Below are 23,826 nucleotides of genomic sequence, written 5' to 3'. Positions count from 1 at the left end.
GGAGGTCGAGCGGGCTCCGCCACGGCGAAGCCGGCACCGGCCTTGCACCGGAGGCGACAACCGGGGTTTCACCGGATGCGGTGTTTCTTCCAGAAGGGGTCCAGGTCGGTGTCCGTCACGGACTGTGCGGCCTTCTTGAAGTCCGCGGTGGTGGAGACGCCGTACCAGTGGTCGCGGGCGTATCCCTTGAGGAGTCGCGCCATCGTGTCGGCGCCGAGGGTGCGCTCCAGGTTCGCCAGGGCGCACGAGCCGGCCGTGTAGACGACGTGGTACTCGTCCCGGTGCTCGGCCCAGTAGGCCATCGAGTTGGTGAGCGCGGTCCGGTCGCTCGGCCAGTCGTCGTCCGACCAGCAGTCGCGGGTGTCCCAGCCGTAGAAGCGCGCGTTGGCGTACTGGGCGAAGCTCTCGTCGAGCCAGGGGGCGCCGTATTCGTCGTTGCCCACGATGCCGTACCACCACTGGTGGGCCACCTCGTGGACGACGGCGCTGCCGTCCTCGGCGGTGCCGAGGATGACCAGGCCGGGGTACTCCATACCGCCGCCGAACTCCTTGGTCATCACCAAGTCGATCTCGCCGTACGGATAACGGCCGAACTCCTTGCCGAACCGGTCGACGGCGGCGACGCCGTCCTTGCGGTTGAGGCGCACACCCGCCGCGGGCGTGTTCGGCGCCCAGTACGACTTCACGCGCACACCACCGGGCGAGGTCTCGCTCGCCACGCGGAACGGGCCCGCCGCCCACGCGAAGTCCCGCACCCGGTGCGCGACGCTGTGCGTGACCGTGCGCCCGGACATGCCGTGGCGGGTCCAAGTGCGGCCGGTCGCGGGGACCTTGAGGGCCGACGGGTGGTCGATGCGCACCCGGAAGTCACTCGCCAGGGCGTAGAAACTCTCGCCGGTCGACACATACGGATCGAGGTGCCATTCCTTCGCGTCGTGCACGGCGAGCACCGGCAGCGCATTGCCCAGGAAGCGGAACGCGCCCTCGCGGCCGAAGCGGTTGTTGCGCTGGGGCACAGTGATGGACACGTCGAAGGAGACGGCCGTCCGCTCGCCGCGCGAGAGCGGCTTCGGCAGGGTGATGCGCAGCGCGGTGCAGTTCACGGTGAGGCGGCCCGGAGTGCCACCGCGCACCTTGGACATCTTGACGGGGGACGGCTTGCCCGGCGTTCCGCACTTGTCGTCGCCGTTGCCCCACAGACGTACGTACACCTCACGCAGGGGTCGATCGGAGGCATTGCGGAACGACACCCGCTGCCGGCCCGTCCAGCGGGAGCCGTCGGCGTCGCCGCGCAGGGACACGTCGTAGCGAAGCCGATCGGGCGTCGCGGCCTTGGCCTTGGGTGCTGGTGGCGGTGCCGGTGCCGTGGCGGCACCGGCACCGGTGGCGCCCGCTGCCACGACCAAGGCAAGCGGGGCAACCAGCAGACGGCGACCGGCTCTTGACCACCACGCGCGTGCACGTACCGACGACATGGCAGCGGATCATGCCACATCGGTCTGACAGTTGGCGGTCAGACCGGATGCCGGGCGGGACGGCTGACCGCCCGTCAGGCCGTACGCCCCGCCGACAGCCACCTCGACGGCAGTTCGATCCGGGTGCCGTCGGAGGCGAACTCCGTGGTGATCAGCGGAAGTTCACCACTGGCCAGGACCGTGAGCCCGGCCGCGTGCAGATACACGGGGACCGCGTCGTCGGCGACCTCGCCGGGCGCGATGCCGTGCCGGAAGACCGGGGCCAGCTTGGGCGGCGGGCCCGCGGGGCTCTGGGCGAGGCTCATCAGGACGGGCCGGGCGGCCTCGGAGAGTTCCACGAGGAAGGCCCGGCCGCGTTCCCCGACGAGCGCGGCGATACCGTCGACGAGGGTCTGCCGGTCCTCGGGTTCGGCCTGGTGGAGCACGCCTCGCAGATAGACGTTGGTGTCGCCGAGTTCCGCGTGCAGCGCCTCCGCCTCGGTCTTCTCGCAGGCGTCCAGCAGCCGGTAGGTCGCCTGCCCGGCGGGGTCGGCGCGTCGGGCGTGGTCGAGGGCCGCCTCGGACAGGTCGGCACCGATGACGTGCGGGAAGCGGTCGGCGAGGAAGCGTGTCTGGCTGCCGTTGCCGCAGCCCAGGTCCACCATCGGCAGGTTGGGGTCGGGCAGCTGCGGCTCGAAGATCGCCAGATGGACACCCACCGTCAGCGTGGGCTCCGCGTCCCAGAACACGGCGCCCTGCTCCTCAGGAGCTTCGCGCCAGAAGCCCTCCCAGGCTTCCCGGTACCGACTCGTCACGCTCATGCCCAACTCCCCAGGATGCGACGGCCGCCCGTCGCGAGTGACAGGCGAGTACGGTCTATCGTGCCCTGGTCAAGGCATCAAGCGCGTGGCGCATTCCTTCACGCCGCATTCGAACGACGTGCGCCCCGAAGGGGCGCGGGGCTGTATCGATATGCGGCTCCGCCGCGTGGGCGCGACCAGCCCCCACCGGCCCGCAGGTGAATTACCGCGTCCCCAGCGGAGCACGTGGCAACGTCAGTTCGAACCAGACGGTCTTGCCGGCCTTGGTCCGGCTGGTGCCCCACTCCCGGGCGAGCGTGCTGACCACGCGCAGACCGCGCCCGAACTCGTCGCCCGGGCCCGTGTTCAGCAGGGTCGGCAGCTCGTGGTCGTCGTCGTCCACCTCGCACAGCAGGGTGTCCCCGCGCACGAGGCGCAGCTCGATCGGGCGGCTGTGGGAGTGCCGTACGGCATTGGTGACCAGCTCACTGACCATCAGCGCTGTGGGGTCTGCGAGCTTGGCGAGCCCCCAGTCGTGGAGCTGTTCGCGGACCGCGGCACGCGCCCGGCCGACTTCGTGCGGGTCGAGGGCGAGCCGCCATTCGGCCACGTCGTCGGGCTCGATGCCGTTCAGGCGGGCCATCAGCAGAGCCACGTCGTCCTTGCGGCCACCGCGGCCCGCTTCTGAAAATGTCACAGCGAGGGCGCGGATGATGGTGTCGCAGGCGTCGTCCATGGAGGCTGCCGGGTGGGCGGCCGACGCGCACAGGGTCGCGAGTCCTACGCCGATGTCCTCGCCGCGCACCTCGACCAGGCCGTCGGTGCACATCACCAGCCGGTCGCCGGGCTCCACGCGCACGCGTACCGCCTCGAAGGGCACCCCGCCGACGCCGATCGGCGCACCGGTCGGCAGGTCGAGCAGTTCGCTGTGCCCGTCCTCGGCACGGACCAGCACGGGCGGGATGTGGCCCGCGTTGGCGATGTGCAGTTCGCTCGCGATCGGGTCGTAGACGGCGTACAGACAGGTCGCGAGGTAGGTGTCGCCGAGGCGCTGGGCGAGGTCGTCGAGGTTGCGCAGCAGCTGGGCGGGCGGCAGGTCGAGGGCGGCCATGGTCTGGACGGCCGTACGCAACTGGCCCATCATCGCGGCCGAGTTGAGGCCGTGGCCCATGACGTCGCCGACGACGAGGGCGGTGCGGGCGCCGGGCAGCTTCACCGAGTCGAACCAGTCGCCGCCGACCCGGCCGAGCAGGGTGCCCGGCAGATAGCGGGTGGCGATGTCGCAGCCCGCCATGCGCGGCGGGATGTGCGGCAGCATGCTGTCCTGGAGGGTCTCGGCGACGCTCTCCTGGTAGGTGTACATGCGTGCGTTGTCGAGCACGAGGCCCGCGCGGGCGGCGAGTTCGGCGCCGGTGACCCGGTCCATGTCGTTGAACTCGACACGCTCGGGGTGGCGCAGCAGGATCATGAAGCCGAGGACCACATTGCGGGCCTTCAGGGGTACGACCAGCATGGAGCGGCCGGTGATCAGCGGCCGGATGTCGCGCTTCTCGAACTGCGAGGCGATGGCGTGCCCCATCTGCTCGCTGATGCGCGGCACGAGGACGGGCTCTCCGCTGGTCATGCACTGGAAGAACGGGGTGTGCGCCGGGAAGGGCATGGCCTCGCCGACGGGTACCACGTCGTCCCAGCGGCCCGGTTCGTCGGTGTGCTCAAGGGCGACCCGGTGCCACATGGTCGTCGTGTCCGGCACACCGTCCGGGAACCCCTCGCCTGCGACGACCTGTTCCCGCAGATAGGTGCCGGCGACATCGGTGAAGCGGGGCACCACGGCCCGGCTGACCTCGACGATGGTCTTCGCCAGGTCGAGCGAGGTGCCGATGCGACCGCTGACCTCGTTGAGGAACTCCAGGCGCTCGCGTACGGCGGTGTACTCGAGGTCCTCGACCTCGTCCGCGAACTCCTTCGGCACCGGCAGACCTTCGGCCCGCGCCCGTGCCGCCCGCTCGCGGCGCGCCTTGCGCTCGGCCCGCCGGGGCACACCCCAGTCGGGCGTGACAGGCACCCGGTCGTTCTGGCTGAACTCCAGGACGGGATAGCCCAGTTCAAGGATCTGCGCGACGATCCGGGCGCCCTCGCCGACGCTCATGCTGGGCAGGATCTCCGGGAGCCGGCGGGCGAGATCCTCGGCGCCGGGGAAGTCGGTGTGCAGGGCGAAGCCGGGGGCGATCCGCTCGAAGACCGCGTCCTCGTCGTCGTGGTGCAGGCCCGCCGCGTCGGCCGCCAGCACCAGCAGCTTCTCCCGTCCCGGGCCCACCAGGGGGTACGCCCACCACAGGACGTCCGCCCGCTCGTCCGTGGCCACCGCGAGGCGGGCGCGGCCCGAGGCGGGGTAGGACAGCCGCCCGTCGAGGGAGGATTCGAGATCGGGTCCGAGTCCGTCGTACGCCGCCGCACGGGCCCCGTACAGGGTGACGTCGTCCTCCTCGGGGAGGGCGCCGGAGACGGGGAGCAGGTCGAGCGCGGGACGGCCGATCGCGTCCTCCTTGGCGGCGCCGAACAGCCGCCGTGCGCCCGTGCTCCAGTGCGACACCAGACCGTCACGGTCCACGACGACCACGGCCAGGGGGATACGTCCGGCAGCGGCGGGCTCCGCCGCGCCGTCCTCAGCTCCGCGGCTGAGAGGTACATCCCTCTCGGTGCCACGGTCCATGTCCCCGGCCCTCTCTCCCCACGGCTCCGCAAGATCTGTGCCGCCGTCACCACGGTACGGCGGTGACCGCTCACGATGTGCGGCAATACGCGAATTGACGAAACCGGAGTGCCCCGGCGCACGGGCCCGCGCCCGTCGGACGTTTCAGTCCTCGTGCCCCACCTGAAGGTCCCGCTCCGTCCGTCCCCCGCCCGCCACTTGGAGCACGGTGGCCACGGGCGGATAGCCGGCGGCGATGACGGTGTACTCGCCGCTCGACAGGTCCACGAACCGGAACGTTCCGTCGGTTCCGGTCGTCAGCGTGTCCACGACGTTGCCCGCCGCGTCGAGCAGCGTCACGCGCGCGTCGTCGACGGGACGTCCGCCGCTCGCGCGCACGGTGCCGCGCAGCACGGCACCGCCGGCGAGTTCGATGTCCTGGCGGGTCTCGCGGGCGGCCTGGACGGTGACGGGCAGCGCGGTGGGCCGGAAGGCGGGTGCGCTGGCGGCGAGGGTGTACTCACCGGCGACCAGTTCGCCGATGACGTACCCGCCCTCGCGTCCGCTGCGGGTGCTGGCCACCACCTCGCCGTGCACGTTGGTCAGCGTGACGGTGGCCTCCCGCACCGGCGTGCCGTCGGCGGTGAGCACGCTGCCGGCGAGCCGTCCGGCGCCGCCGAGGACGACGTCCAGGTCGACGGGGCGTTCGCCGACGGTCACGGAGACGGCCTGCGGCTGATGCCCGCCCGCTGCCGCGATCAGGACGTACGACCCCGACCCGGGCGTGGACAGCGCGTACCGCCCGTCCTCACCGCTCGCGCCCCGCCCGATCTGCTGTCCGGCGACATCGATGAGCGTGAGCGCCGCGCGCGGGACGACGGTCCCGTCGGGGTGCTGCACCGTGCCGCAGACGGGGATTCCGGCGGCGTACGGGGAACGGGCCTGCGGGACGGGGGCGTGCACGTACGGAGGCTCCGTCTCGGTGGCGGGTGCGTTGTGGGACACCAGGGGTTTCTCCTTGAGGAAAAGGGCGATGAACAGGCCCAGAACGAGCACCGGCACCAGATAGAGGAAGATCCGCGGCATGGCGTCGGCGTAGGCCCGGATGTATGCGTCGCGCAGCTCCGGTGGCAGCGCGTGGACGAGCTGCGGGGTGATCGACTCGGGGTCGGGCAGTCCGGCGCCCGCGTGTGCGGGGAGGCGGCCGGTCAGGGAGTCGGTGAGGCGGTCCGCGAAGAGCGTGCCGAAGACGGCGGCGCCGACGCTGCCGCCGATCTGCCGGAAGTAGTTGTTGGCGCTGGTGGCGGTGCCGAGATCGGCGGGGCGCACGGAGTTCTGCACGGCGAGGATCAGCACGGGCATCACCATGCCGATGCCGGCGCCGAGGACGGCCATCCAGATGCTGTAGTGCAGTCGGGGTGTGTCGATGTCGAGCCGGGACAGCAGCCACATGCCGACGACGGAGAGGGCACCGCCGAGGATCGGGTGGATCTTGTAGCGGCCGGTGTGGCTGATGAGCTGTCCGGAGACGATCGAGGCGATGACGATGCCGCCCATCATGGGCAGCATCAGCAGCCCGGACTCGGTGGCGCTCGCCCCGTCCACCATCTGCAGGAAGGTAGGCAGATAGCTGGCGGCGCCGAACAGCGCGACTCCGACCACGAGGCCCACCAGGCCGGTGATGTTGAAGACGGAGTCCTTGAACAGCCGCAGCGGGATGAGGGGTTCGGGCGCGAAGTGCTCGGCGACCAGGAAGAGCAGGGAGGCGACCGCGGCGCCCGCGCCCAGGCCGAGGATGACCCGGGAGTCCCAGGCGTACTCGGTGCCGCCCCAACTGGTCAGCAGCACAAGGCAGGTGGAGGCGGTGGCGAGCAGCAGCGAGCCGAGGATGTCGAGCCGGGGCTTGGCCTGGGGCTTCGGCAGTTTCAGTACGACGGCGACGACGACCAGCGTGACCAGTCCGAAGGGCACGTTGATGTAGAAGCACCAGCGCCAGGAGAGATGGTCGGTGAAGTAGCCGCCCAGCAGCGGTCCGGCGACGGAGGCGAGGCCGAACGCGGCGCCGATCAGGCCCATGAAGCGGCCGCGCTGCCGGGGCGGCACGATGTCGGCGATGATCGCCTGGACGCCGATCATGAGCCCGCCCGCGCCGACGCCCTGGACGGCGCGGTAGGCGATCAGCTGATCCATGGTCCCGGCCCGGCCCGCGAGTGCGGAGCCGACGACGAAGACGACGATCGCGAACTGGAAGACGCTCTTGCGGCCGAGGAGGTCGCCCAGCTTGCCGTAGATCGGCAGTCCGACGGTGGAGGTGAGCAGATAGGCGGTGATCGCCCAGGACATCTTGTCCAGGCCGTGCAGCTCACCGACGATCTTCGGGAGCGCGGTGGCGACGATCATCTGCTCCAGGGCGGCCAGCAGCAGGGCCAGCAGCAGCCCGAGGAAGACCAACCGCACACGGCGGGGGCTGAGTTCGACCGCCTGAGGCGGTGGCGGCGCGGGCGTCTGCGGGGGTGCCAGGGCCGGTTCGTCCTGCACCAGACTCGTCCCGCCCACGTACCGCTCCCCTCGTCGCGCTGCTGCACGCTTTTACGCAAATCCCTGCGTAAATCGACAACTACGAGCAAGCGCGACGAGTTACGGCATCATGCCGGCCGGTCAGGAGTTCCACTCGAACCGGTGAGACGCCAACGGCCTTTACAGGCCTGCGTCTTGAACTACTTCTCGACTTTCAGCTACTTCTCGACCTCGGTGGCGAGCTTGGCGAGCACCGCGTCGTAGATCCGGCCGAGGCCCTTGGGTGCGAAGGTCTTCTCGAAGAAGCCGCCGATACCGCCGGCACCCTTCCAGGTGGTGTGCACGACGACCCGGGAGTTGCCCTCGCCGGCCGGGGTGACCCGCCAGGTGGTGACCATCGTGGAGTTGTGGTCCTTCTCGACGAGCTCGCCGTCGGTGGGCTCGCTGACCTCCAGGAGGCAGTCGCGCACCCGCTTGCTGGTGGCCTGGAGCTTCCAGTGCACGAGGGTGCCCTCGCCGTCGCCGCCCTCGCGCACCTCGTACTCGCTGAAGTGCTCGGGCAGCAGCTTCGCGCGGGTGCCGCTGTAGTCGGCGAGGGCGTCGAACACCTTCTCCGCGTCCGCCGCGACGATCCGCTCCGTAGTGGCCTCGACCTGCGCCATTGACTTCCTCCAGGACCTGGTTTTTCGGGGGCGGGGGCAAGCCAACCACCCCGCTCCCCGGCTGCCCAAATCGGGGTGCCCCCGGGCGTCCGAAGCGATCAGAAACTGCCCTTGCCCGATAATTCGAACACGTGTTTCAATCGGGACGCACCGCTACCGAGGAGGCGTCATGCGCTGGGAGAACCTCACAGTGAAGTCCGGCGGCAGCCAGACCGACGCCGCGCTGTTCGGCGCGGACTCTGTGGTCACCCGCACCTTCGACACGCCCGAGTTCCGCGGGATCACCTTCCACGAGGTGCGGGCCCGCTCGATCATCAACCGGGTGCCGGGGGTCTCCCGCATGTCCTTCGACTGGACGGTCAACCCCTATCGGGGCTGCACGCACGCGTGCGTGTACTGCTTCGCCCGCAAGACGCACACCTATCTCGACCTCGACACCGGGATCGACTTCGACTCCCAGATCGTGGTCAAGGTGAACGCCCCTGAGCTGCTGCGCCGTCAGCTCGGCTCACGCCGCTGGCAGGGCGAGCACATCGCGATGGGCACGAACGTCGACTGCTATCAGCGCGCCGAGGGACGGTACGGCCTGATGCCGGGCATCCTCACCGCCCTGCGCGACCACGCGAACCCCTTCTCGATCCTGACCAAGGGCACGCTGATCCTGCGCGACCTCGAACTGCTCAAGCAGGCGTCCCGGGTGACGGACGTCGGCATCTCCGTCTCGGTCGGCTTCACCGACCCCGAGCTGTGGCGCACCGTCGAGCCGGGCACGCCCGCGCCGGAGCGCCGGCTGGACGTCGTACGGACCCTGGGCGAGCACGGCATCGGGTGCGGGGTCCTGATGGCGCCGGTGCTTCCGTTCCTGAGCGACCGTCCGGACCGGCTCCGGGCGACCGTACGGGCGATCGCGGCCGCCGGGGCCACCTCGGTCACGCCGCTGGTGCTGCATCTGCGCCCCGGCGCACGCGAGTGGTTCATGACCTGGCTGGGCCGGCACCACCCGTATCTGGTGCGTCGTTACGAGCGGCTGTACGCGGCCGGCGCGTATGCGCCGAAGTGGTACCAGCGCCGGATCACCCGTCAGGTCCATGAACTGGCCCAGGAGTACGGCATCGGCCCCGCGCACGGGGGCATGCCGCGACGGATCCGGGAACCTGAGCCCGTAGGACCGAATCTGTCCGAACCGACCCAACTTTCGCTGATTTAGGAGCGTTCTGGCGCTTCTCGCGACCCGATTGGGTCGAGTCTTGCCAGAACGCGTTCTTCCGGGGGCGCTTTCCGGGACGATGCGGCGTGGACCGTGACCCTCGCGGTCCGAAACCCCTCCGTCCTGGGAGGACTCCATGAGAAAACGCGCAGCCGTGCTGTGCGGCGCCGCCGTCGTGGTGGCCGGGACCGTCACGGCCGTCCCCGCCGACGCGAGCGCCCCGCGGACCGCGGACACCGCACTCGCCGCGAAACTCACCTGGAAGAAATGCGGCACCACCGACTATCCGACGCTCCAGTGCGCGTCCCTCAAGGTGCCGCTCGACCATGCGAACCCGCACGGGCGGCAGATCACCCTCGCCCTGTCCCGTGTCCCGCACACCGCGAAGAAGTACCAGGGCCCGCTGCTGGTCAACCCCGGCGGCCCCGGCGGCAGTGGTCTGACGCTCGCCGGATTCGTCGCCTCCGCACTGCCCAAGGCGGTCTCGGCCCAGTACGACGTCATAGGCTTCGACCCGCGCGGGGTGGGCGAGAGCAAGCCCGCCCTCGACTGCTCGCCCGGCTACTTCAACCCGGTGCGACCGGACTCCGTGCCCAGCTCACCGGCGATCGAGAAGGCAAACCTCGTCCGCGCCAAGTCCTTCGCCAAGGCCTGCGGCCAGAAGTACGCGGATGTGCTGCCGTACATCAACACGGTCAGCGCCGTGCAGGACATGGACGCGATCCGGCGGGCCCTGGGCGCCAAGCAGATCAACTACTTCGGCTACTCGTACGGCACCTATCTGGGCGCGGTCTACGGCAAGTTCTACCCGGAGCGCGTACGGCGTCTGGTCCTGGACTCGATCGTCGACCCCACGGGCGTCTGGTACGACAACAACCTCGACCAGGACTACGCCTTCAACGACCGTCACCGCGCCTTCATGGCGTGGGTCGCCAAGTACGACTCGACGTACAAGCTCGGCACCGACCCGGCCAGGATCGAGGCCAAGTGGTACGCGATGCGGGCGGCGCTGGCCAAGAAGCCGGCCGACGGGAAGGTGGGCGCCTCCGAGTTGGAGGACACCTTCCTTCCGGGCGGCTACTTCAACGGCTACTGGCCCTATCTGGCAGAGGCGTTCGCGGCCTACGTGAACGACAAGAACGCCGACCCGCTGGTCGAGGCGTACGAGAACTTCGCGGCCATCGACCCCGCGGGGGACAACGGCTACAGCATCTACGCGTCGGTGCAGTGCCGTGACGCCAACTGGCCGCGCGATTGGAGCCAGTGGCGCAAGGACAACTGGGCGGTGTACGCGAAGGCGCCGTTCATGACCTGGAACAACGCCTGGTACAACGCACCGTGCGCGTTCTGGCCGACGGACTCGCCGGCCCCCGTGGACGTCACCAACGACAAGCTGCCGCCGGTGCTGCTGTTCCAGGCGACCGACGACGCGGCCACCCCGTACGAAGGCGGCGTGAGGGTCCACCGGTTGCTGCGCGGCTCCAGCCTGGTGGTCGAGCAGGGCGGCGGAAACCACGGCATCTCGCTGAGCGGCAACGCATGCCTGGACAAGCATCTGGCGGCGTATCTGACCGACGGCACGGTGCCGCGCAGCGGCGGTGAGGTCGACGCGGTGTGCGCCGCGCTGCCCGATCCGAAGCCGCTGAGCTCGGAGTCGACCGCATCACGCGGCGCGACACTGCACGGCATGCTCGGCTTCCGCGGCTGAGCGCACCGTCGGGGGCGGGCGTTGTCAGACCCATGGTCCACCATGGACACATGACCGAGCTGACCAGGATCCCCGCCCCCGACGGAGTCGCCCCCGCCACCCAGTACAGCCACGTCGTCCTGGGCACCGGCCGCTTCGTCGCGATCTCCGGCCAGGTCGCCCTGGACGAGGACGGCAGGCTCGTCGGCGTAGGCGACCCGGCCGCCCAGGCCCTCCAGGTCTTCGAGAACCTCCGCCGCTGCCTGGCCGCCGCCGGCGCGACCTTCGACGACGTCGTCAAACTCACCTATTTCGTCACGGACATGGCCCACATGCCCGCAATCCGCGCGGCCCGAGCCGCCCACATACCCGACGACGGCCTCCCGGCCGCCTCCGCCGTGCAGGTCGCCTCGCTGGTCCGGCCCGAATTCCTGCTGGAGATCGAGGCGTTCGCAGTGATACCCGCGTGACCGACCTGCGGTTATGAGAGATGACACCCGCCGACTGCGACCGCGTGGCGGAGGTCCGCATCCGCGGCCGGCAGACGGCGTACCGAGGACTGATGCCCCAGTCGCACCTCGACGGTCTGAGTGCCGAGGAGGACGCCGAGCGCCGTCGCGCGTTCTGCGATCACCGGCTGGGCCTGCCACGGCCCGTACCGGGACGGCGAAGTCCGCACCGAGGACGCCGAGTTGTACGCGCTCTACGTGGACTCCCAGTCCTTCGGCACCGGCATCGGGCAGGCTCTTCTCCGGGAGTCGGTACGCCGATGCACAGCCGCCGGGTACCGGCGCATGCTCCTCCGGGTCCTCCGGGGCAACGTCCGCGCCCAGCGGTTCTACCGACGGCTCCGCGGAGCCCTTCGAGGTGGCCGGTGTCGCGGTACCCGAAGTGCGGTATGTGAAGGAGCTTGCGGGCTGACGGCTCACCCCTCCTCGGGGATCCGTGCCAGCGCCCGTACCGCCGCCTCCGCGAGGGCGGGATGCGCCAGGGCTTCTTTCAGGACGGGTCTCGCGCGGGGGTCGCCGAGGGTGCCAAGGCCGTCTACGCAGGCGAGGGCGACCCTGCGGTAGGGGTCGTGAGGGCGGAGGCGTCGTTCCAGGGTGGTGATGAGGGCGGGTACGGATTCGGGGGCGCGGAGGGCGGTGAGGAGGCGTACCGGGTGGAGGGCGTAGGCGACGCGGAGTTCGTTGGTGGCGAGGGCGGCTGCCGCCCGGGCGGTGCGGGGGTCGCCGAGGCGGGCCAGGGCGTGGGCGGCGGAGGCGCAGCGCTGGGGGTCGCGGTGGTTGAGAAGGAGGACGAGAGCCTCGAAGGCGCGGCGATCACCGGCCAGCCCCAGCCGGAAGGCCGCCAACTCCCTGGCCCACAGCGGCTGTCCGGGCGCGGTGAGCACACCGGCCAGTTCGTCGTGGTCGTCGGTGACGACGAGGTGCTCGTACGCCGCCGATGCCGCCGACTCCTGCCGTAAGCGCTCCGTGACTGATCGCAACTCTTCGTCCATGAGGCCGAGCGTAGACGCGCCGCCGTCGCGCCGGGACCTACATCACAAACTCGGGGGGCTGGCGCGCTCGTTACCCACGGGTTAAGCTCAGACGAGCGAGTTACCCACTCGCGGACTTGCTTATGACGGCCTGGTGACGCAGCCGTCGTGAGTGCTGGTCGGTTCGGTACATCGCGTACCTCAGTACGACCCGGCTCCGGGACAGGGCCGGTCGATCCGCCGCTCCCCGGGCGTGTGCACGCCCGCGGTGACGGCACCGGGCGTGTGCGCTCGCAGCCCGGCAACACCCGCACTCCTCAACCGGCAACCGGCGTGCGCCTCTTGGCGCACCCGGTCGCACTCCCAGTCGTCACCCTCACCTGGAGTCCCGCGATGGCCACTCCCCTGTCCGACACCCCTCTGTCCCCGCTCAAGACCATTGCCGTCATCGGCCTCGGCACGATGGGCACCGGCATCGCCGAGGTCCTCGCCAAGGCCGGCCGCGAGGTCGTCGGCATCGACATCAGCGAGGCCGCGGCCGCCCGGTCCGTCGCCGCCCTGGAGTCCTCGACCGCCCGCGCGGTGGAGCGCGGCCGGCTGACCGAGCAGGAGCGCGCCGATGTCCTGGCCCGCGTCCGCACCTCCACCGATCTGCGGTCCGCGGCCGACGCGGAGCTGGTCATCGAGGTGGCTCCGGAGTCGTACGAGATCAAGCACCAGATCTTCCGTGAACTCGACGGGATCGTCCGGCCCGAGACGATCCTGGCGACCGGCACCAACGCCCTCTCCGTCACCCGGCTGGCCGCCGACTCGGCCCACCCGGAGCGCGTGCTGGGCCTGCACTTCTTCAACCCGGCCCCGGCGATGCGCCTGGTCGAGGTCGTCTCGTCCGTGCTGACCGCGCCCACCGCCGTCGACGCGGTCACCAACCTCGCCCTGGACCTCGGCAAGGAGCCCGTCGCGGTCGGCGACCGTCCCGGATTCGTCGCGGACGGGCTGCTGTTCGGCTACCTCAACCAGGCCGCCGCGATGTACGAGGCCAAGTACGCCTCCCGCGAGGACATCGATGCCGCGATGAAGCTCGGCTGCGGACTGCCGATGGGCCCGCTCACGCTGCTGGACCTGATCGGCATCGACACCGCCCGTACGGTCCTGGAGGCCATGTACGCCGCCTCCCACGACCGCCTGCACGCCCCCGCCCCGATCCTCAAGCAGCTCAGCGAGGCGGGCCTGACCGGCCGCAAGTCGGGCCGCGGCTTCTACACCTACGAGGCTGAGGGCAGCGCGAGCGTCGTGCGCGACACGCTCACCCCGCTGACCGGCGACCTGGACACCCCAGGCCGACCGGTCCGTTCCGTCGGTGTCGCCGGTTCCGGCACCATGGCGTCCGGTATCGCCGAGGTCTTCGCCAAGGCCGGGTACGAGGTCGTCCTCGCCGCCCGCAGCGAGGAGAAGGCACAGGCCGCCAAGGCCCGTATCGGCAAGTCGCTTTCGCGCTCTGTCGACAAGGGCCGGATGACCGCGGAGGCCGCCGCGCAGACCCTGGACCGGATCGCCCCGGCGGGCTCGTACGACTCCTTCGGCGATGTCGACCTGGCCGTGGAGGCGGTCGCCGAGGACCTGGAGATCAAGCAGCAGCTGTTCGCGACGCTGGACAAGGTCTGCAAGCCGGGCGCGGTCCTCGCGACGACGACCTCCTCACTGCCGGTCGTTGCCTGCGCCCGCGCGACCTCGCGCCCGCAGGACGTGATCGGCATGCACTTCTTCAACCCGGCACCGGCGATGAAGCTGGTCGAGGTGGTCCGTACGGTGCTCACGGCCGAGGACGTCCACTCGACGGTTCACGAGGTCTGCGTCAAGATCAAGAAGCATGCGGTGGACTGCGGCGACCGAGCCGGCTTCATCGTCAACGCCTTGCTCTTCCCGTACCTCAACAACGCGATCAAGATGGTGCAGGAGCACTATGCGTCTCTTGACGACATCGACGCGGCGATGAAGCTGGGCGGCGGCTACCCGATGGGCCCCTTCGAGCTGCTGGACGTCGTGGGGCTTGACGTCTCGCTGGCCATCGAGAATGTCCTGCACCGCGAGTTCCGCGACCCGGGCCTTGCCCCGGCGCCGCTCCTGGAGCACCTGGTGGCCGCGGGCTGCCTCGGCCGCAAGACGGGCCGCGGCTTCCGCGAATATGCCCGGCGTTGATCGTCCCGGCGACTGGTTCAGGGACGCCGAGGACTGGGGCGGCCTGCTCGATCCCGCCGCGGTTCCCCCGCTCGTCCAGGGCGGGGGAACCCAGGGCCGGGCGGGCGGGAGAAGCCGGGGACATGCGCATCAAGCTGCGCACATGCAGTACGTTCGGGTCATGCCCCAGCCCGCCAAGTCCTCACGTACACCAGCCACGCCGCCCGACGCGCCGGAGAGTGCCGCGGGCAGCCGTGCCGCGGCCCAGCGGCTCAAGATGCGCCGGGAACTGGCGGCCGCGGCGATGGAGCTGTTCGCGACCAAGGGGTACGAGGCGACCACCGTCGACGAGATCGCGGCCCGGGCCGGGGTCGCCCGCCGTACGTTCTTCCGGCACTTCCGCTCCAAGGAAGAGGCGATCTTCCCCGACCACGACGACACGTTGATCCGTGCCGAGGCGGTCCTCAATGCCGCGCCGGCGCACGAGCACCCGCTCGACACGGTGTGCCGCGGCATCAAGGAAGTCATGCGGATGTACGCGGCCCGGCCGGAGATCTCGGTCGCCCGCTACAAGCTCACGCGCGAGGTGCCCACCCTGCGTGAGGCGGAGATCGCCTCGGTGGCCCGCTACGAGCGTCTGTTCACCCGCTATCTCCTGGGCCACTTCGACGAGCACGCGCACGACGACGACGCCAACGACGATCCGCTCCTTGCGGAGGTCGCCGCGTCCGCCGTCGTCACCGCCCACAACCATGTGCTGCGGCGCTGGCTGCGGGCCGGAGCCCAGGGCGACGTCGAGGCACAGCTGGACCACGCCTTCGCGATCGTACGGAGGACGTTCGGCACGGGCATCGGAGCCGGGCGCAGCACGACCACGAAGCCTGCCGCCGCGACGGTGTCCACGCAGGGCGAGGTGCTGGTGACGGTCGCCCGCACGGACGCACCGCTGGACGAAGTCATGCGCACCATCGAGCAGGCCCTCAAGGAGCACTGAGCCCCTTCGCCACCGTGACGACGGCCACCCCACGGGGTGGCCGTTTTGGCATGTCAGAGCCCCTTTTCGAGCAGATTTCATGGGGCATTCGATCGATCATCGCTCATTTGTTACGTAAAGATTTCACCTGAGAGCAACTTCTGGCACTCAGTGCCTTGCGAGGTGACACGCGGTGTCATACGTTGAAGTTGTCCGGGCGGCCGGCGTGCAGAGACCCTTCGTACGTCGGCTGTCCCCGCAAGCCCCTCCGGCCTGCGCGCCCGGACGCCTGCGTCACAGGCAACCTCCCGCGCCACAAAGCGCTGCCGAAGCACCACCGCCGAACCGACGGCAACCAACAAAACCCTCAGCAGCACCGACGTAACCCCCAGCGTCCCTCCCTCAGGACGCGTACCGCCGGAGGCAAACCGTGACCGTGAAGGACATCCTGGAAGCGATCCAGTCGCCGGACTCGACTCCGGCCGACTTCGCCGCTCTGCCGCTCCCCGAGTCGTACCGCGCGATCACCGTGCACAAGGACGAGACGGAGATGTTCGCCGGGCTCACCACCCGCGACAAGGACCCCCGCAAGTCGATCCACCTGGACGACGTTCCGGTGCCGGAGCTCGGCCCGGGTGAGGCCCTGGTGGCCGTGATGGCCTCCTCGGTCAACTACAACTCGGTGTGGACCTCGATCTTCGAGCCGCTGTCGACCTTCGGTTTCCTGGAGCGCTACGGCAAGCTCTCCGAGCTCACCAAGCGCCATGACCTGCCGTACCACATCATCGGCTCCGACCTCGCGGGCGTCGTCCTGCGCACCGGCCCGGGCGTCAACGCCTGGCAGCCCGGTGACGAGGTCGTCGCGCACTGTCTGTCGGTCGAGCTGGAGTCCTCCGACGGCCACAACGACACCATGCTCGACCCCGAGCAGCGCATCTGGGGCTTCGAGACCAACTTCGGCGGCCTCGCCGAGATCGCGCTGGTCAAGTCCAACCAGCTGATGCCCAAGCCGGACCACCTCAGCTGGGAGGAGGCCGCCGCTCCGGGTCTGGTGAACTCGACCGCCTACCGGCAGTTGGTCTCCCGCAACGGGGCCGGCATGAAGCAGGGCGACAACGTCCTGATCTGGGGCGCGAGCGGCGGACTCGGCAGTTACGCCACGCAGTTCGCGCTCGCGGGCGGCGCCAACCCGATCTGTGTCGTCTCCAGCGAGCAGAAGGCCGACATCTGCCGTGCCATGGGCGCCGAGGCGATCATCGACCGCACCGCCGAGGGCTACAAGTTCTGGAAGGACGAGCACAACCAGGATCCGCGCGAGTGGAAGCGGTTCGGCAAGCGCATCCGGGAACTCACCGGCGGCGAGGACGTCGACATCGTCTTCGAGCACCCGGGCCGGGAGACCTTCGGCGCCTCGGTCTACGTCACCCGCAAGGGCGGCACGATCGTCACCTGCGCCTCCACCTCGGGCTACAACCACGAGTACGACAACCGCTACCTGTGGATGTCCCTGAAGCGGATCATCGGCTCGCACTTCGCCAACTACCGCGAGGCCTGGGAGGCCAACCGGCTCATCGCGAAGGGCAAGATCCACCCGACGCTGTCGAAGGTCTACTCCCTGGAGGAGACCGGGCAGGCCGCCTACGACGTGCACCGCAACCTCCACCAGGGCAAGGTCGGCGTCCTGTGCCTGGCGCCCGAGGAGGGCCTGGGCGTGCGGGACCACGAGAAGCGCGCCCAGCACGTCGACGCCATCAACCGCTTCCGCAACATCTGAGGTTGGCACATGACTGAGCGTCAGAAGGACCGGCCGTGGCTCATGCGGACCTATGCCGGTCACTCCACCGCCGAGGCGTCCAACGAGTTGTACCGGCGCAACCTCGCCAAGGGCCAGACGGGTCTGTCGGTGGCGTTCGACCTGCCGACGCAGACCGGCTACGACCCGGACCACATCCTCGCCCGTGGCGAGGTCGGCCGGGTCGGGGTCCCGGTGTCGCACGTCGGTGACATGCGCCGGCTGTTCCAGGACATCCCCCTGGAGCAGATGAACACCTCGATGACGATCAACGCCACCGCCATGTGGCTGCTGGCGCTCTATCAGGTCGTCGCGGAGGAGCAGGGTGCCGACATCACCCAGCTCCAGGGGACGACCCAGAACGACATCGTCAAGGAGTACCTGTCGCGGGGGACGCATGTGTTCCCGCCGGGGCCGTCGCTCCGCCTGACGACGGACATGATCGCGTACACGGTCTCCCACATCCCCAAGTGGAACCCGATCAACATCTGCAGCTACCACCTGCAGGAGGCGGGCGCCACGCCGGTGCAGGAGATCGCGTACGCGATGTCCACCGCCATCGCCGTGCTCGACGCCGTGCGCGACAGCGGCCAGGTGCCGCAGGAACGCATGGGCGATGTCGTCGCCCGTATCTCCTTCTTCGTGAACGCGGGCGTCCGCTTCATCGAGGAGATGTGCAAGATGCGGGCGTTCGGCCGGATCTGGGACGAGATCACGCGCGAGCGGTACGGCATCGAGAACCCCAAGCAGCGCCGTTTCCGGTACGGCGTCCAGGTCAACTCCCTCGGCCTGACCGAGGCGCAGCCGGAGAACAACGTCCAGCGGATCGTGCTGGAGATGCTGGCCGTGACCCTCTCGAAGGACGCACGCGCGCGTGCCGTCCAACTCCCCGCCTGGAACGAGGCATTGGGTCTGCCCCGCCCCTGGGACCAGCAGTGGTCGCTGCGCATCCAGCAGGTGCTCGCCCATGAGAGCAACCTGCTGGAGTACGAGGACATCTTCGAGGGCTCGCACGTCATCGAGGCGAAGGTCGTGAAGCTCGTCGAGGAGTCCCTCGCGGAGATCGACCGGATCCAGGAGATGGGCGGCGCGATGGCCGCCGTCGAGTCGGGCTATCTCAAGTCGCAGCTCGTGGCGTCCCACGCGGAGCGCCGTGCTCGTATCGAGTCCGGCCGGGAGAAGATCGTCGGCGTCAACATCTACGAGTCGACCGAACCGAACCCGCTCACGGCCGACCTCGACGCCGCGATCCATACGGTCGACCCCGCTGTCGAGGCGCGCGTCGTGAACGCCCTGGCGCACTGGCGTGACACCCGCTACCAGCCGCCCTTCAACCACCCGCGCCCCTGCAAGGCGCTGGAGAAGCTGAAGGAGGCCGCGAAGGGCACCGCCAACCTCATGGAGGCCACCCTGGAGTGCGCCCGCGCCGGGGTCACGACCGGCGAGTGGGCCGGGGCCCTGCGCGAGGTGTTCGGCGAGTTCCGGGCACCGACGGGCGTGTCCTCCGCGCCGGTCGCGGTGACCGCCGAGGAGGGCACCGCGATGGCGCTCGTCCGCCGCCGGGTGGACGAGACCGCCCGTGACCTCGGTGTCGGCAAGCTCCGCTTCCTGGTCGGCAAGCCGGGCCTGGACGGGCACTCCAACGGCGCCGAGCAGATCGCCGTACGCGCGCGTGACGCCGGCTTCGAAGTGGTGTACCAGGGCATCCGGCTCACGCCGGAGCAGATCGTGGACGCCGCCCTCGCCGAGGACGTGCACGCGGTGGGCCTGTCGATCCTCTCCGGGTCGCACGCTCAGCTGGTGCCGGACGTGCTGGAACGCCTCCATGTGGCCGGTGCCACAGAGATACCTGTCATCGCCGGTGGGATCATCCCCAATGGCGACGCCGAGCAGCTGAGGGCGGCGGGTGTGGCCGCCGTCTTCACCCCGAAGGACTTCGACATCACCGGAATCATCGGCCGCATCGTCGACGAGATCCGGAAAGCGAACAAGCTCGACCCCCTGGAGGTCCCCGCATGACGACCGTCAACCGCCTTCGCCCGCGGCGCTCCTGCCTGGCCGTACCGGGCTCGAACCCGCGCTTCCTGGAGAAGGCGCAGGGCCTCCCCGCCGACCAGGTATTCCTCGACCTAGAGGACGCGTGCGCGCCACTCGCCAAGCCCGAGGCGCGGCACACCATCGTCAAGTTCCTCAACGAGGGCGACTGGACGGGCAAGACGAGGGTCGTGCGCGTCAACGACTGGACGACCGAGTGGACGTACCGCGATGTCGTGACGGTGGTCGAGGGCGCGGGCCCGAACCTGGACTGCATCATGCTGCCGAAGGTCCAGGACGCCCAGCAGATCGTCGCCCTGGACCTGCTGCTGACGCAGATCGAGAAGACGATGGGCTTCGAGGTCGGCAAGATCGGCATCGAGGCGCAGATCGAGAACGCCCAGGGCCTGAACAACGTCAACGAGATCGCGCAGGCCTCCCCGCGCGTCGAGACGATCATCTTCGGCCCGGCCGACTTCATGGCGTCGATCAACATGAAGTCGCTGGTCGTGGGCGAGCAGCCGCCCGGCTACCCGGCGGACGCCTACCACTACATCCTGATGAAGATCCTGATGGCCGCCCGCGCCAACAACCTCCAGGCGATCGACGGCCCCTACCTCCAGATCCGCAACATCGACGGCTACCGCGAGGTCGCCCAGCGCGCCGCCGCCCTCGGCTTCGACGGCAAGTGGGTGCTGCACCCGGGCCAGGTCGAGGCGTCCAACGAGATCTTCTCGCCCTCGCAGGAGGACTACGACCACGCCGAGCTGATCCTGGACGCGTACGACCACTACACGTCCGAGGCGGGCGGCAAGAAGGGCTCGGCGATGCTCGGCGACGAGATGATCGACGAGGCCAGCCGCAAGATGGCGCTGGTCATCTCCGGCAAGGGCCGCGCGGCCGGCATGCGGCGCACCAGCAAGTTCGAGATTCCGGAGGGCTGAGCGCCATGCAGTTCGGACGCACCTACGAGGAGTTCGAGGTCGGGGCGACGTACAAGCACTGGCCGGGCAAGACGGTCACGGAGTACGACGACCACCTGTTCTGTCTCCTCACCATGAACCACCACCCGCTCCACATGGACGCCAACTACGCCGAGAACACGACGGACTTCGGCAAGAACGTGGTGGTCGGGAACTACATCTACTCCCTCCTGCTCGGCATGTCCGTGCCGGACATCTCCGGCAAGGCGATCGCCAACCTGGAGATCGAGTCGCTCAAGCACGTGGCGCCGACCTTCCACGGCGACACGATCTACGGCCAGACGACGGTGCTCGACAAGTGGCCGTCCAAGTCGAAGAACGACCGCGGCATCGTCCACGTCGAGACCAAGGGCTACAAGCAGGACGGCACGCTGGTCTGCGTGTTCCGCCGCAAGGTCATGGTGCCGACCGAGACGTACATCAAGGAGCGCGGCGGCGAGCAGCCGGGCCGCCCGGACCTGAAGCAGCAGGAGAAGTAGCCATGGCGCGACTCGCCCAGACCGCCGGTCTGACGGACATCCAGCAGGAGATCCTGTCCACCGTCCGCGACTTCGTGGACAAGGAGATCATCCCGGTCGCGACCGAGCTGGAGCACCGCGACGAGTACCCGCAGCAGATCGTCGACGGCCTCAAGGAGTTGGGCCTGTTCGGCCTGATGATCCCGGAGGAGTACGGCGGCCTGGGCGAGTCCCTTCTGACGTACGCCCTGTGTGTCGAGGAGATCGCACGCGGCTGGATGTCGGTGTCCGGCATCATCAACACGCACTTCATCGTGGCGTACATGCTCAAGCAGCACGGCACCGACGAGCAGAGGGACTACTTCCTGCCGAGGATGGCGGCCGGTGAGATCCGCGGCGCCTTCTCGATGTCGGAGCCGGCGCTGGGTTCCGATGTGTCGGCCATCACGTCGAAGGCGGTCAAGGACGGCGACGAGTACGTCCTGAACGGCCAGAAGATGTGGCTGACGAACGGCGGTACGTCGACTCTGGTCGCCGTCCTCGTGAAGAGTGACGAAGGACACCCTGAGGGCACCGCCCCCCACAAGTCGATGACGACCTTCCTCGTCGAGAAGGAGCCCGGCTTCGGAGAGGTCCGCCCCGGCCTGACCATCCCCGGGAAGATCGACAAGATGGGCTACAAGGGCGTCGACACGACCGAGCTCATCATGGATGGCCTGCGGATTCCGGCCAACCGTGTGCTCGGCGGCGAGACCGGCCGGGGTTTTTACCAGATGATGGACGGCGTGGAGGTCGGCCGCGTCAACGTGGCGGCACGTGGTTGCGGTGTCGCTCAGCGTGCTTTCGAGCTCGGCGTCCAGTACGCCCAGCAGCGTCACACTTTCGGCAAACCGATCGCCCAGCACCAGGCGATCCAGTTCAAGCTGGCCGAGATGGCTACCAAGGTCGAGGCCGCGCATGCGATGATGGTGAACGCGGCACGCAAAAAGGACTCCGGAGAACGAAACGACCTTGAGGCTGGGATGGCGAAGTACCTCGCCTCCGAGTACTGCAAGGAGGTCGTGGAGGACGCCTTCCGGATCCACGGCGGCTACGGCTTCTCCAAGGAGTACGAGATCGAGCGCCTCTACCGAGAGGCTCCGATGCTGCTGATCGGTGAAGGTACCGCCGAGATCCAGAAAATGATCATCGGTCGCAGGCTGCTCGAAGAGTATCGACTCCAGGGCTAGATGTCCGGGTTGGGGGTGTTTTCTTCGCGAAGGAGATCACACCCCGTCAACACTCTTCGGCCGCCGACTCGGCTTCCTGGCTTGCCCAGTTGTAGCCCGCGACCGGTACGATCGCGTGAAAGCCGCCGTCCCCCTCACGCAGCGCGGCATCATCCGCTACGAAGGTCATCCATGCCCCACAGCCAAACCTCTGCACCACGCGACAGCCTGGCAGGCGTACGCCTCGCGCGCGGAGCATCGCCGTGGCTTCTCCCGACCGTCGCCACCGCAGCCCTCAGCCTGGCCCGCGCGCGCCGCTCCGGCGCCGCCAGGGCCGTGGCCGTACCCGCCACCGCGCTCGCGGCGGGCATGCTGTGGTTCTTCCGCGACCCCGAGCGCGAGATCGCCCCGGGCCGGGTCATCTCGCCGGCCGACGGTGTGGTGCAGAGCATCATGCCGTGGAAGGACGGGCGTACCCGCGTCGCGATCTTCATGAGCCCGCTCAACGTCCATGTCAACCGTGCTCCGCTCGCCGGTACCGTGACGTCGGTCGAGCACATCCCCGGCGGGTTCGTTCCGGCGTTCAACAAGGAGAGCGAGAACAACGAGCGCGTAGTCTGGCACTTCGACACCGAACTCGGCGACATCGAAATGATCCAGATCGCCGGCGCGGTCGCCCGTCGCATCGTGCCGTACGTGCCCCAGGGCACGAAGGTCGAGCAGGGTGACCGGATCGGCCTGATCCGCTTCGGCTCGCGTGTCGACATCTACCTGCCCGAGGGCGTGGAGGTCTCGGTCGAGGTCGGGCAGAAGACCGTGGCTGGGGTGACTCGCATTGACCGTGATTGATCCTGAGACACAGGCAGGCTGGGTGCCGGAGGCCGACGAGGTGGTGGACGAAGAGGAGGAGATGCCTCTTTCTCTCCGCCTCTCGATAGCGGACACCCTCACCCTCGGCAACGCCACGTGCGGCTTCATGGCGGTGTACTTCACCACCACCGGCATCCTGATCCCGCACCTCACCGACAGCCAGGAAACCGGCATGGCCCGCAACAGCGCGGCCACGGCGGTCATCCTGATGCTGTGCGCGGCGGTCTTCGACCTGTTCGACGGCCTGGTGGCGCGCAAGCTGCGCTCCTCCCCCATGGGCGCCGAGCTGGACAACCTCTCGGACCTGATCAGCTTCGGCCTGGCCCCGGCGTACTTCGTCCTGGTCTACGGCATGGTCGCGGACGACGCGTACCAGAAGGTGGCCGCGGTCGGAGCGGTCGTGGTGCTCTTGGCGGTGGTGCTGCGGCTTGCCCGCTTCTCGTGCGTGACACCGACGAACGGCATGTTCCAGGGCATGCCGAGCCCCTTCGGGGCGCTGACGGTGGTCTCGATCGTGCTCCTTGAGCTGCCCTTCGTGGCGACGCTGCTGGCGATCCTCGGCACCGCGTGGCTGATGGTCAGCCGGGTCGAGTACCCCAAGCCGCGGGGTCGCCTCGCCGTGGCGATGCTGTCCTGGATCGTCGTCTCCATGGGCCTCCTGACCGCCTGGGCGTTCGACGCCCCCAGCGGCCAGCTCCTCCTGCAGACCGGCTGCGCCCTGCAGCTCGTCATGGGCGCGGTGATCCCGCTGTTCGCCACGGCCCGCCGGGTGAACAACTTCCGCGACAACCGGCGTGAGGCACGGGCGGCGCAACTCCCCTAGCGGCGGTA

The 23,826-nt window shown here is 69.3% G+C and carries 19 protein-coding genes and 1 pseudogene; 13 read left to right on the top strand and 7 right to left on the bottom strand.

Annotated elements, in window-relative coordinates; genetic code table 11:
• Positions 1-68: 68 nt before the first annotated feature.
• The 5 genes from QQY66_RS41400 to QQY66_RS41380 all read right to left on the bottom strand — a co-directional run bounded on the left by QQY66_RS41400 (position 69) and on the right by QQY66_RS41380 (position 8,125).
• Entirely contained in the window at positions 69-1,475 is a 1,407-nt protein-coding gene (locus QQY66_RS41400) for a M1 family metallopeptidase (RefSeq protein ID WP_301985553.1), read from the bottom strand.
• Positions 1,476-1,549: 74 nt separating this feature from the next.
• Positions 1,550-2,275: a class I SAM-dependent methyltransferase gene (locus tag QQY66_RS41395; RefSeq protein ID WP_301985552.1), complete on the bottom strand. Its 726-nt coding sequence runs from the start codon at positions 2,273-2,275 to the stop codon at positions 1,550-1,552.
• Between the two features lie 202 nt (positions 2,276-2,477).
• Positions 2,478-4,967 (bottom strand): SpoIIE family protein phosphatase, encoded by a 2,490-nt coding sequence (locus QQY66_RS41390; RefSeq protein ID WP_301985551.1) that lies wholly within the window; start codon positions 4,965-4,967, stop codon positions 2,478-2,480.
• Between the two features lie 144 nt (positions 4,968-5,111).
• The gene (locus QQY66_RS41385) at positions 5,112-7,502 is read right to left on the bottom strand and encodes an MFS transporter (protein WP_301985550.1); all 2,391 of its coding nucleotides are present in this window, start codon (positions 7,500-7,502) and stop codon (positions 5,112-5,114) included.
• A gap of 179 nt (positions 7,503-7,681) precedes the next feature.
• On the bottom strand, positions 7,682-8,125 hold the full coding sequence (locus QQY66_RS41380; RefSeq protein ID WP_301985549.1) for an SRPBCC family protein: 444 nt from the start codon (positions 8,123-8,125) through the stop codon (positions 7,682-7,684).
• A 169-nt stretch (positions 8,126-8,294) separates the two neighbouring features.
• On the opposite strand from QQY66_RS41380, the gene QQY66_RS41375 reads away from it, so the two are divergent.
• The 4 genes and pseudogenes from QQY66_RS41375 to QQY66_RS41360 all read left to right on the top strand — a co-directional run bounded on the left by QQY66_RS41375 (position 8,295) and on the right by QQY66_RS41360 (position 11,940).
• Positions 8,295-9,332, top strand: coding sequence for an Rv2578c family radical SAM protein (locus QQY66_RS41375; protein ID WP_301985548.1), 1,038 nt, complete (start codon positions 8,295-8,297; stop codon positions 9,330-9,332).
• Between the two features lie 136 nt (positions 9,333-9,468).
• Positions 9,469-11,040 (top strand): alpha/beta hydrolase, encoded by a 1,572-nt coding sequence (locus QQY66_RS41370; protein ID WP_301985547.1) that lies wholly within the window; start codon positions 9,469-9,471, stop codon positions 11,038-11,040.
• A 50-nt stretch (positions 11,041-11,090) separates the two neighbouring features.
• The gene (locus tag QQY66_RS41365) at positions 11,091-11,489 is read left to right on the top strand and encodes a RidA family protein (RefSeq protein WP_301985546.1); all 399 of its coding nucleotides are present in this window, start codon (positions 11,091-11,093) and stop codon (positions 11,487-11,489) included.
• A 20-nt stretch (positions 11,490-11,509) separates the two neighbouring features.
• A pseudogene (locus QQY66_RS41360) lies at positions 11,510-11,940 on the top strand (N-acetyltransferase family protein).
• 4 nt (positions 11,941-11,944) lie between these two features.
• Here the strand turns inward: QQY66_RS41360 and QQY66_RS41355 are convergent.
• Positions 11,945-12,520, bottom strand: coding sequence for an adenylosuccinate lyase (locus tag QQY66_RS41355; protein ID WP_301985545.1), 576 nt, complete (start codon positions 12,518-12,520; stop codon positions 11,945-11,947).
• 372 nt (positions 12,521-12,892) lie between these two features.
• On the opposite strand from QQY66_RS41355, the gene QQY66_RS41350 reads away from it, so the two are divergent.
• The 7 genes from QQY66_RS41350 (at position 12,893) to QQY66_RS41320 (ending at position 22,146) form a co-directional block, all read left to right on the top strand.
• Positions 12,893-14,698 carry a 3-hydroxyacyl-CoA dehydrogenase family protein gene (locus QQY66_RS41350; protein ID WP_301985544.1) on the top strand — a complete coding sequence of 602 codons (1,806 nt, stop codon included), beginning with the start codon at positions 12,893-12,895 and terminating at the stop codon, positions 14,696-14,698.
• A gap of 160 nt (positions 14,699-14,858) precedes the next feature.
• Entirely contained in the window at positions 14,859-15,671 is an 813-nt protein-coding gene (locus tag QQY66_RS41345) for a TetR family transcriptional regulator (protein WP_301985543.1), read from the top strand.
• A gap of 409 nt (positions 15,672-16,080) precedes the next feature.
• Positions 16,081-17,424 carry a crotonyl-CoA carboxylase/reductase gene (gene ccrA / locus QQY66_RS41340; protein WP_301985542.1) on the top strand — a complete coding sequence of 448 codons (1,344 nt, stop codon included), beginning with the start codon at positions 16,081-16,083 and terminating at the stop codon, positions 17,422-17,424.
• A 9-nt stretch (positions 17,425-17,433) separates the two neighbouring features.
• On the top strand, positions 17,434-19,461 hold the full coding sequence (locus tag QQY66_RS41335; RefSeq protein ID WP_301985541.1) for a protein meaA: 2,028 nt from the start codon (positions 17,434-17,436) through the stop codon (positions 19,459-19,461).
• Complete coding sequence (locus QQY66_RS41330) at positions 19,458-20,420, top strand: CoA ester lyase (protein WP_301985540.1); 963 nt, start codon at positions 19,458-19,460, stop codon at positions 20,418-20,420. Before QQY66_RS41335 ends, QQY66_RS41330 begins: the two co-directional genes overlap by 4 nt.
• A gap of 5 nt (positions 20,421-20,425) precedes the next feature.
• The gene (locus QQY66_RS41325) at positions 20,426-20,938 is read left to right on the top strand and encodes a MaoC family dehydratase (protein ID WP_301985539.1); all 513 of its coding nucleotides are present in this window, start codon (positions 20,426-20,428) and stop codon (positions 20,936-20,938) included.
• Between the two features lie 2 nt (positions 20,939-20,940).
• Positions 20,941-22,146, top strand: coding sequence for an acyl-CoA dehydrogenase family protein (locus QQY66_RS41320; RefSeq protein WP_301985538.1), 1,206 nt, complete (start codon positions 20,941-20,943; stop codon positions 22,144-22,146).
• Between the two features lie 46 nt (positions 22,147-22,192).
• Here the strand turns inward: QQY66_RS41320 and QQY66_RS41315 are convergent, their stop codons facing one another.
• Positions 22,193-22,315 (bottom strand): hypothetical protein, encoded by a 123-nt coding sequence (locus QQY66_RS41315; protein WP_301985536.1) that lies wholly within the window; start codon positions 22,313-22,315, stop codon positions 22,193-22,195.
• Positions 22,316-22,317: 2 nt separating this feature from the next.
• Between QQY66_RS41315 and QQY66_RS41310 the strand changes: the two genes are divergently transcribed.
• Together QQY66_RS41310 and pssA are read left to right on the top strand one after the other, a co-directional pair.
• On the top strand, positions 22,318-22,974 hold the full coding sequence (locus QQY66_RS41310) for a phosphatidylserine decarboxylase (protein ID WP_301985535.1): 657 nt from the start codon (positions 22,318-22,320) through the stop codon (positions 22,972-22,974).
• Between the two features lie 22 nt (positions 22,975-22,996).
• Positions 22,997-23,818, top strand: coding sequence for a CDP-diacylglycerol--serine O-phosphatidyltransferase (gene pssA / locus QQY66_RS41305; protein ID WP_301987665.1), 822 nt, complete (start codon positions 22,997-22,999; stop codon positions 23,816-23,818).
• The last annotated feature ends 8 nt before the right edge of the window (positions 23,819-23,826 follow it).

Source organism: Streptomyces sp. DG2A-72 (genome assembly GCF_030499575.1).
Taxonomy (GTDB): Bacteria; Actinomycetota; Actinomycetes; order Streptomycetales; family Streptomycetaceae; genus Streptomyces.
The sequence above is the reverse complement of the archived record's forward strand: the minus strand, read 5'-3'. Positions and strand labels throughout refer to the sequence as shown.

Bases quoted from the DNA above. Each gene is read 5' to 3' on its own strand.
- QQY66_RS41325 (WP_301985539.1), top strand. From the start codon at position 20,426: ATGCAGTTCGGACGCACCTACGAGGAGTTCGAGGTCGGGGCGACGTAC.
- QQY66_RS41400 (WP_301985553.1), bottom strand. From the start codon at position 1,475: ATGTCGTCGGTACGTGCACGCGCGTGGTGGTCAAGAGCCGGTCGCCGT.
- QQY66_RS41390 (WP_301985551.1), bottom strand. From the start codon at position 4,967: ATGGACCGTGGCACCGAGAGGGATGTACCTCTCAGCCGCGGAGCTGAG.
- QQY66_RS41375 (WP_301985548.1), top strand. From the start codon at position 8,295: ATGCGCTGGGAGAACCTCACAGTGAAGTCCGGCGGCAGCCAGACCGAC.
- QQY66_RS41380 (WP_301985549.1), bottom strand. From the start codon at position 8,125: ATGGCGCAGGTCGAGGCCACTACGGAGCGGATCGTCGCGGCGGACGCG.
- QQY66_RS41330 (WP_301985540.1), top strand. From the start codon at position 19,458: ATGACGACCGTCAACCGCCTTCGCCCGCGGCGCTCCTGCCTGGCCGTA.
- QQY66_RS41335 (WP_301985541.1), top strand. From the start codon at position 17,434: ATGACTGAGCGTCAGAAGGACCGGCCGTGGCTCATGCGGACCTATGCC.
- QQY66_RS41370 (WP_301985547.1), top strand. From the start codon at position 9,469: ATGAGAAAACGCGCAGCCGTGCTGTGCGGCGCCGCCGTCGTGGTGGCC.
- QQY66_RS41365 (WP_301985546.1), top strand. From the start codon at position 11,091: ATGACCGAGCTGACCAGGATCCCCGCCCCCGACGGAGTCGCCCCCGCC.
- QQY66_RS41345 (WP_301985543.1), top strand. From the start codon at position 14,859: ATGCCCCAGCCCGCCAAGTCCTCACGTACACCAGCCACGCCGCCCGAC.
- QQY66_RS41320 (WP_301985538.1), top strand. From the start codon at position 20,941: ATGGCGCGACTCGCCCAGACCGCCGGTCTGACGGACATCCAGCAGGAG.
- QQY66_RS41315 (WP_301985536.1), bottom strand. From the start codon at position 22,315: ATGACCTTCGTAGCGGATGATGCCGCGCTGCGTGAGGGGGACGGCGGC.
- QQY66_RS41355 (WP_301985545.1), bottom strand. From the start codon at position 12,520: ATGGACGAAGAGTTGCGATCAGTCACGGAGCGCTTACGGCAGGAGTCG.
- QQY66_RS41350 (WP_301985544.1), top strand. From the start codon at position 12,893: ATGGCCACTCCCCTGTCCGACACCCCTCTGTCCCCGCTCAAGACCATT.
- QQY66_RS41395 (WP_301985552.1), bottom strand. From the start codon at position 2,275: ATGAGCGTGACGAGTCGGTACCGGGAAGCCTGGGAGGGCTTCTGGCGC.
- QQY66_RS41310 (WP_301985535.1), top strand. From the start codon at position 22,318: ATGCCCCACAGCCAAACCTCTGCACCACGCGACAGCCTGGCAGGCGTA.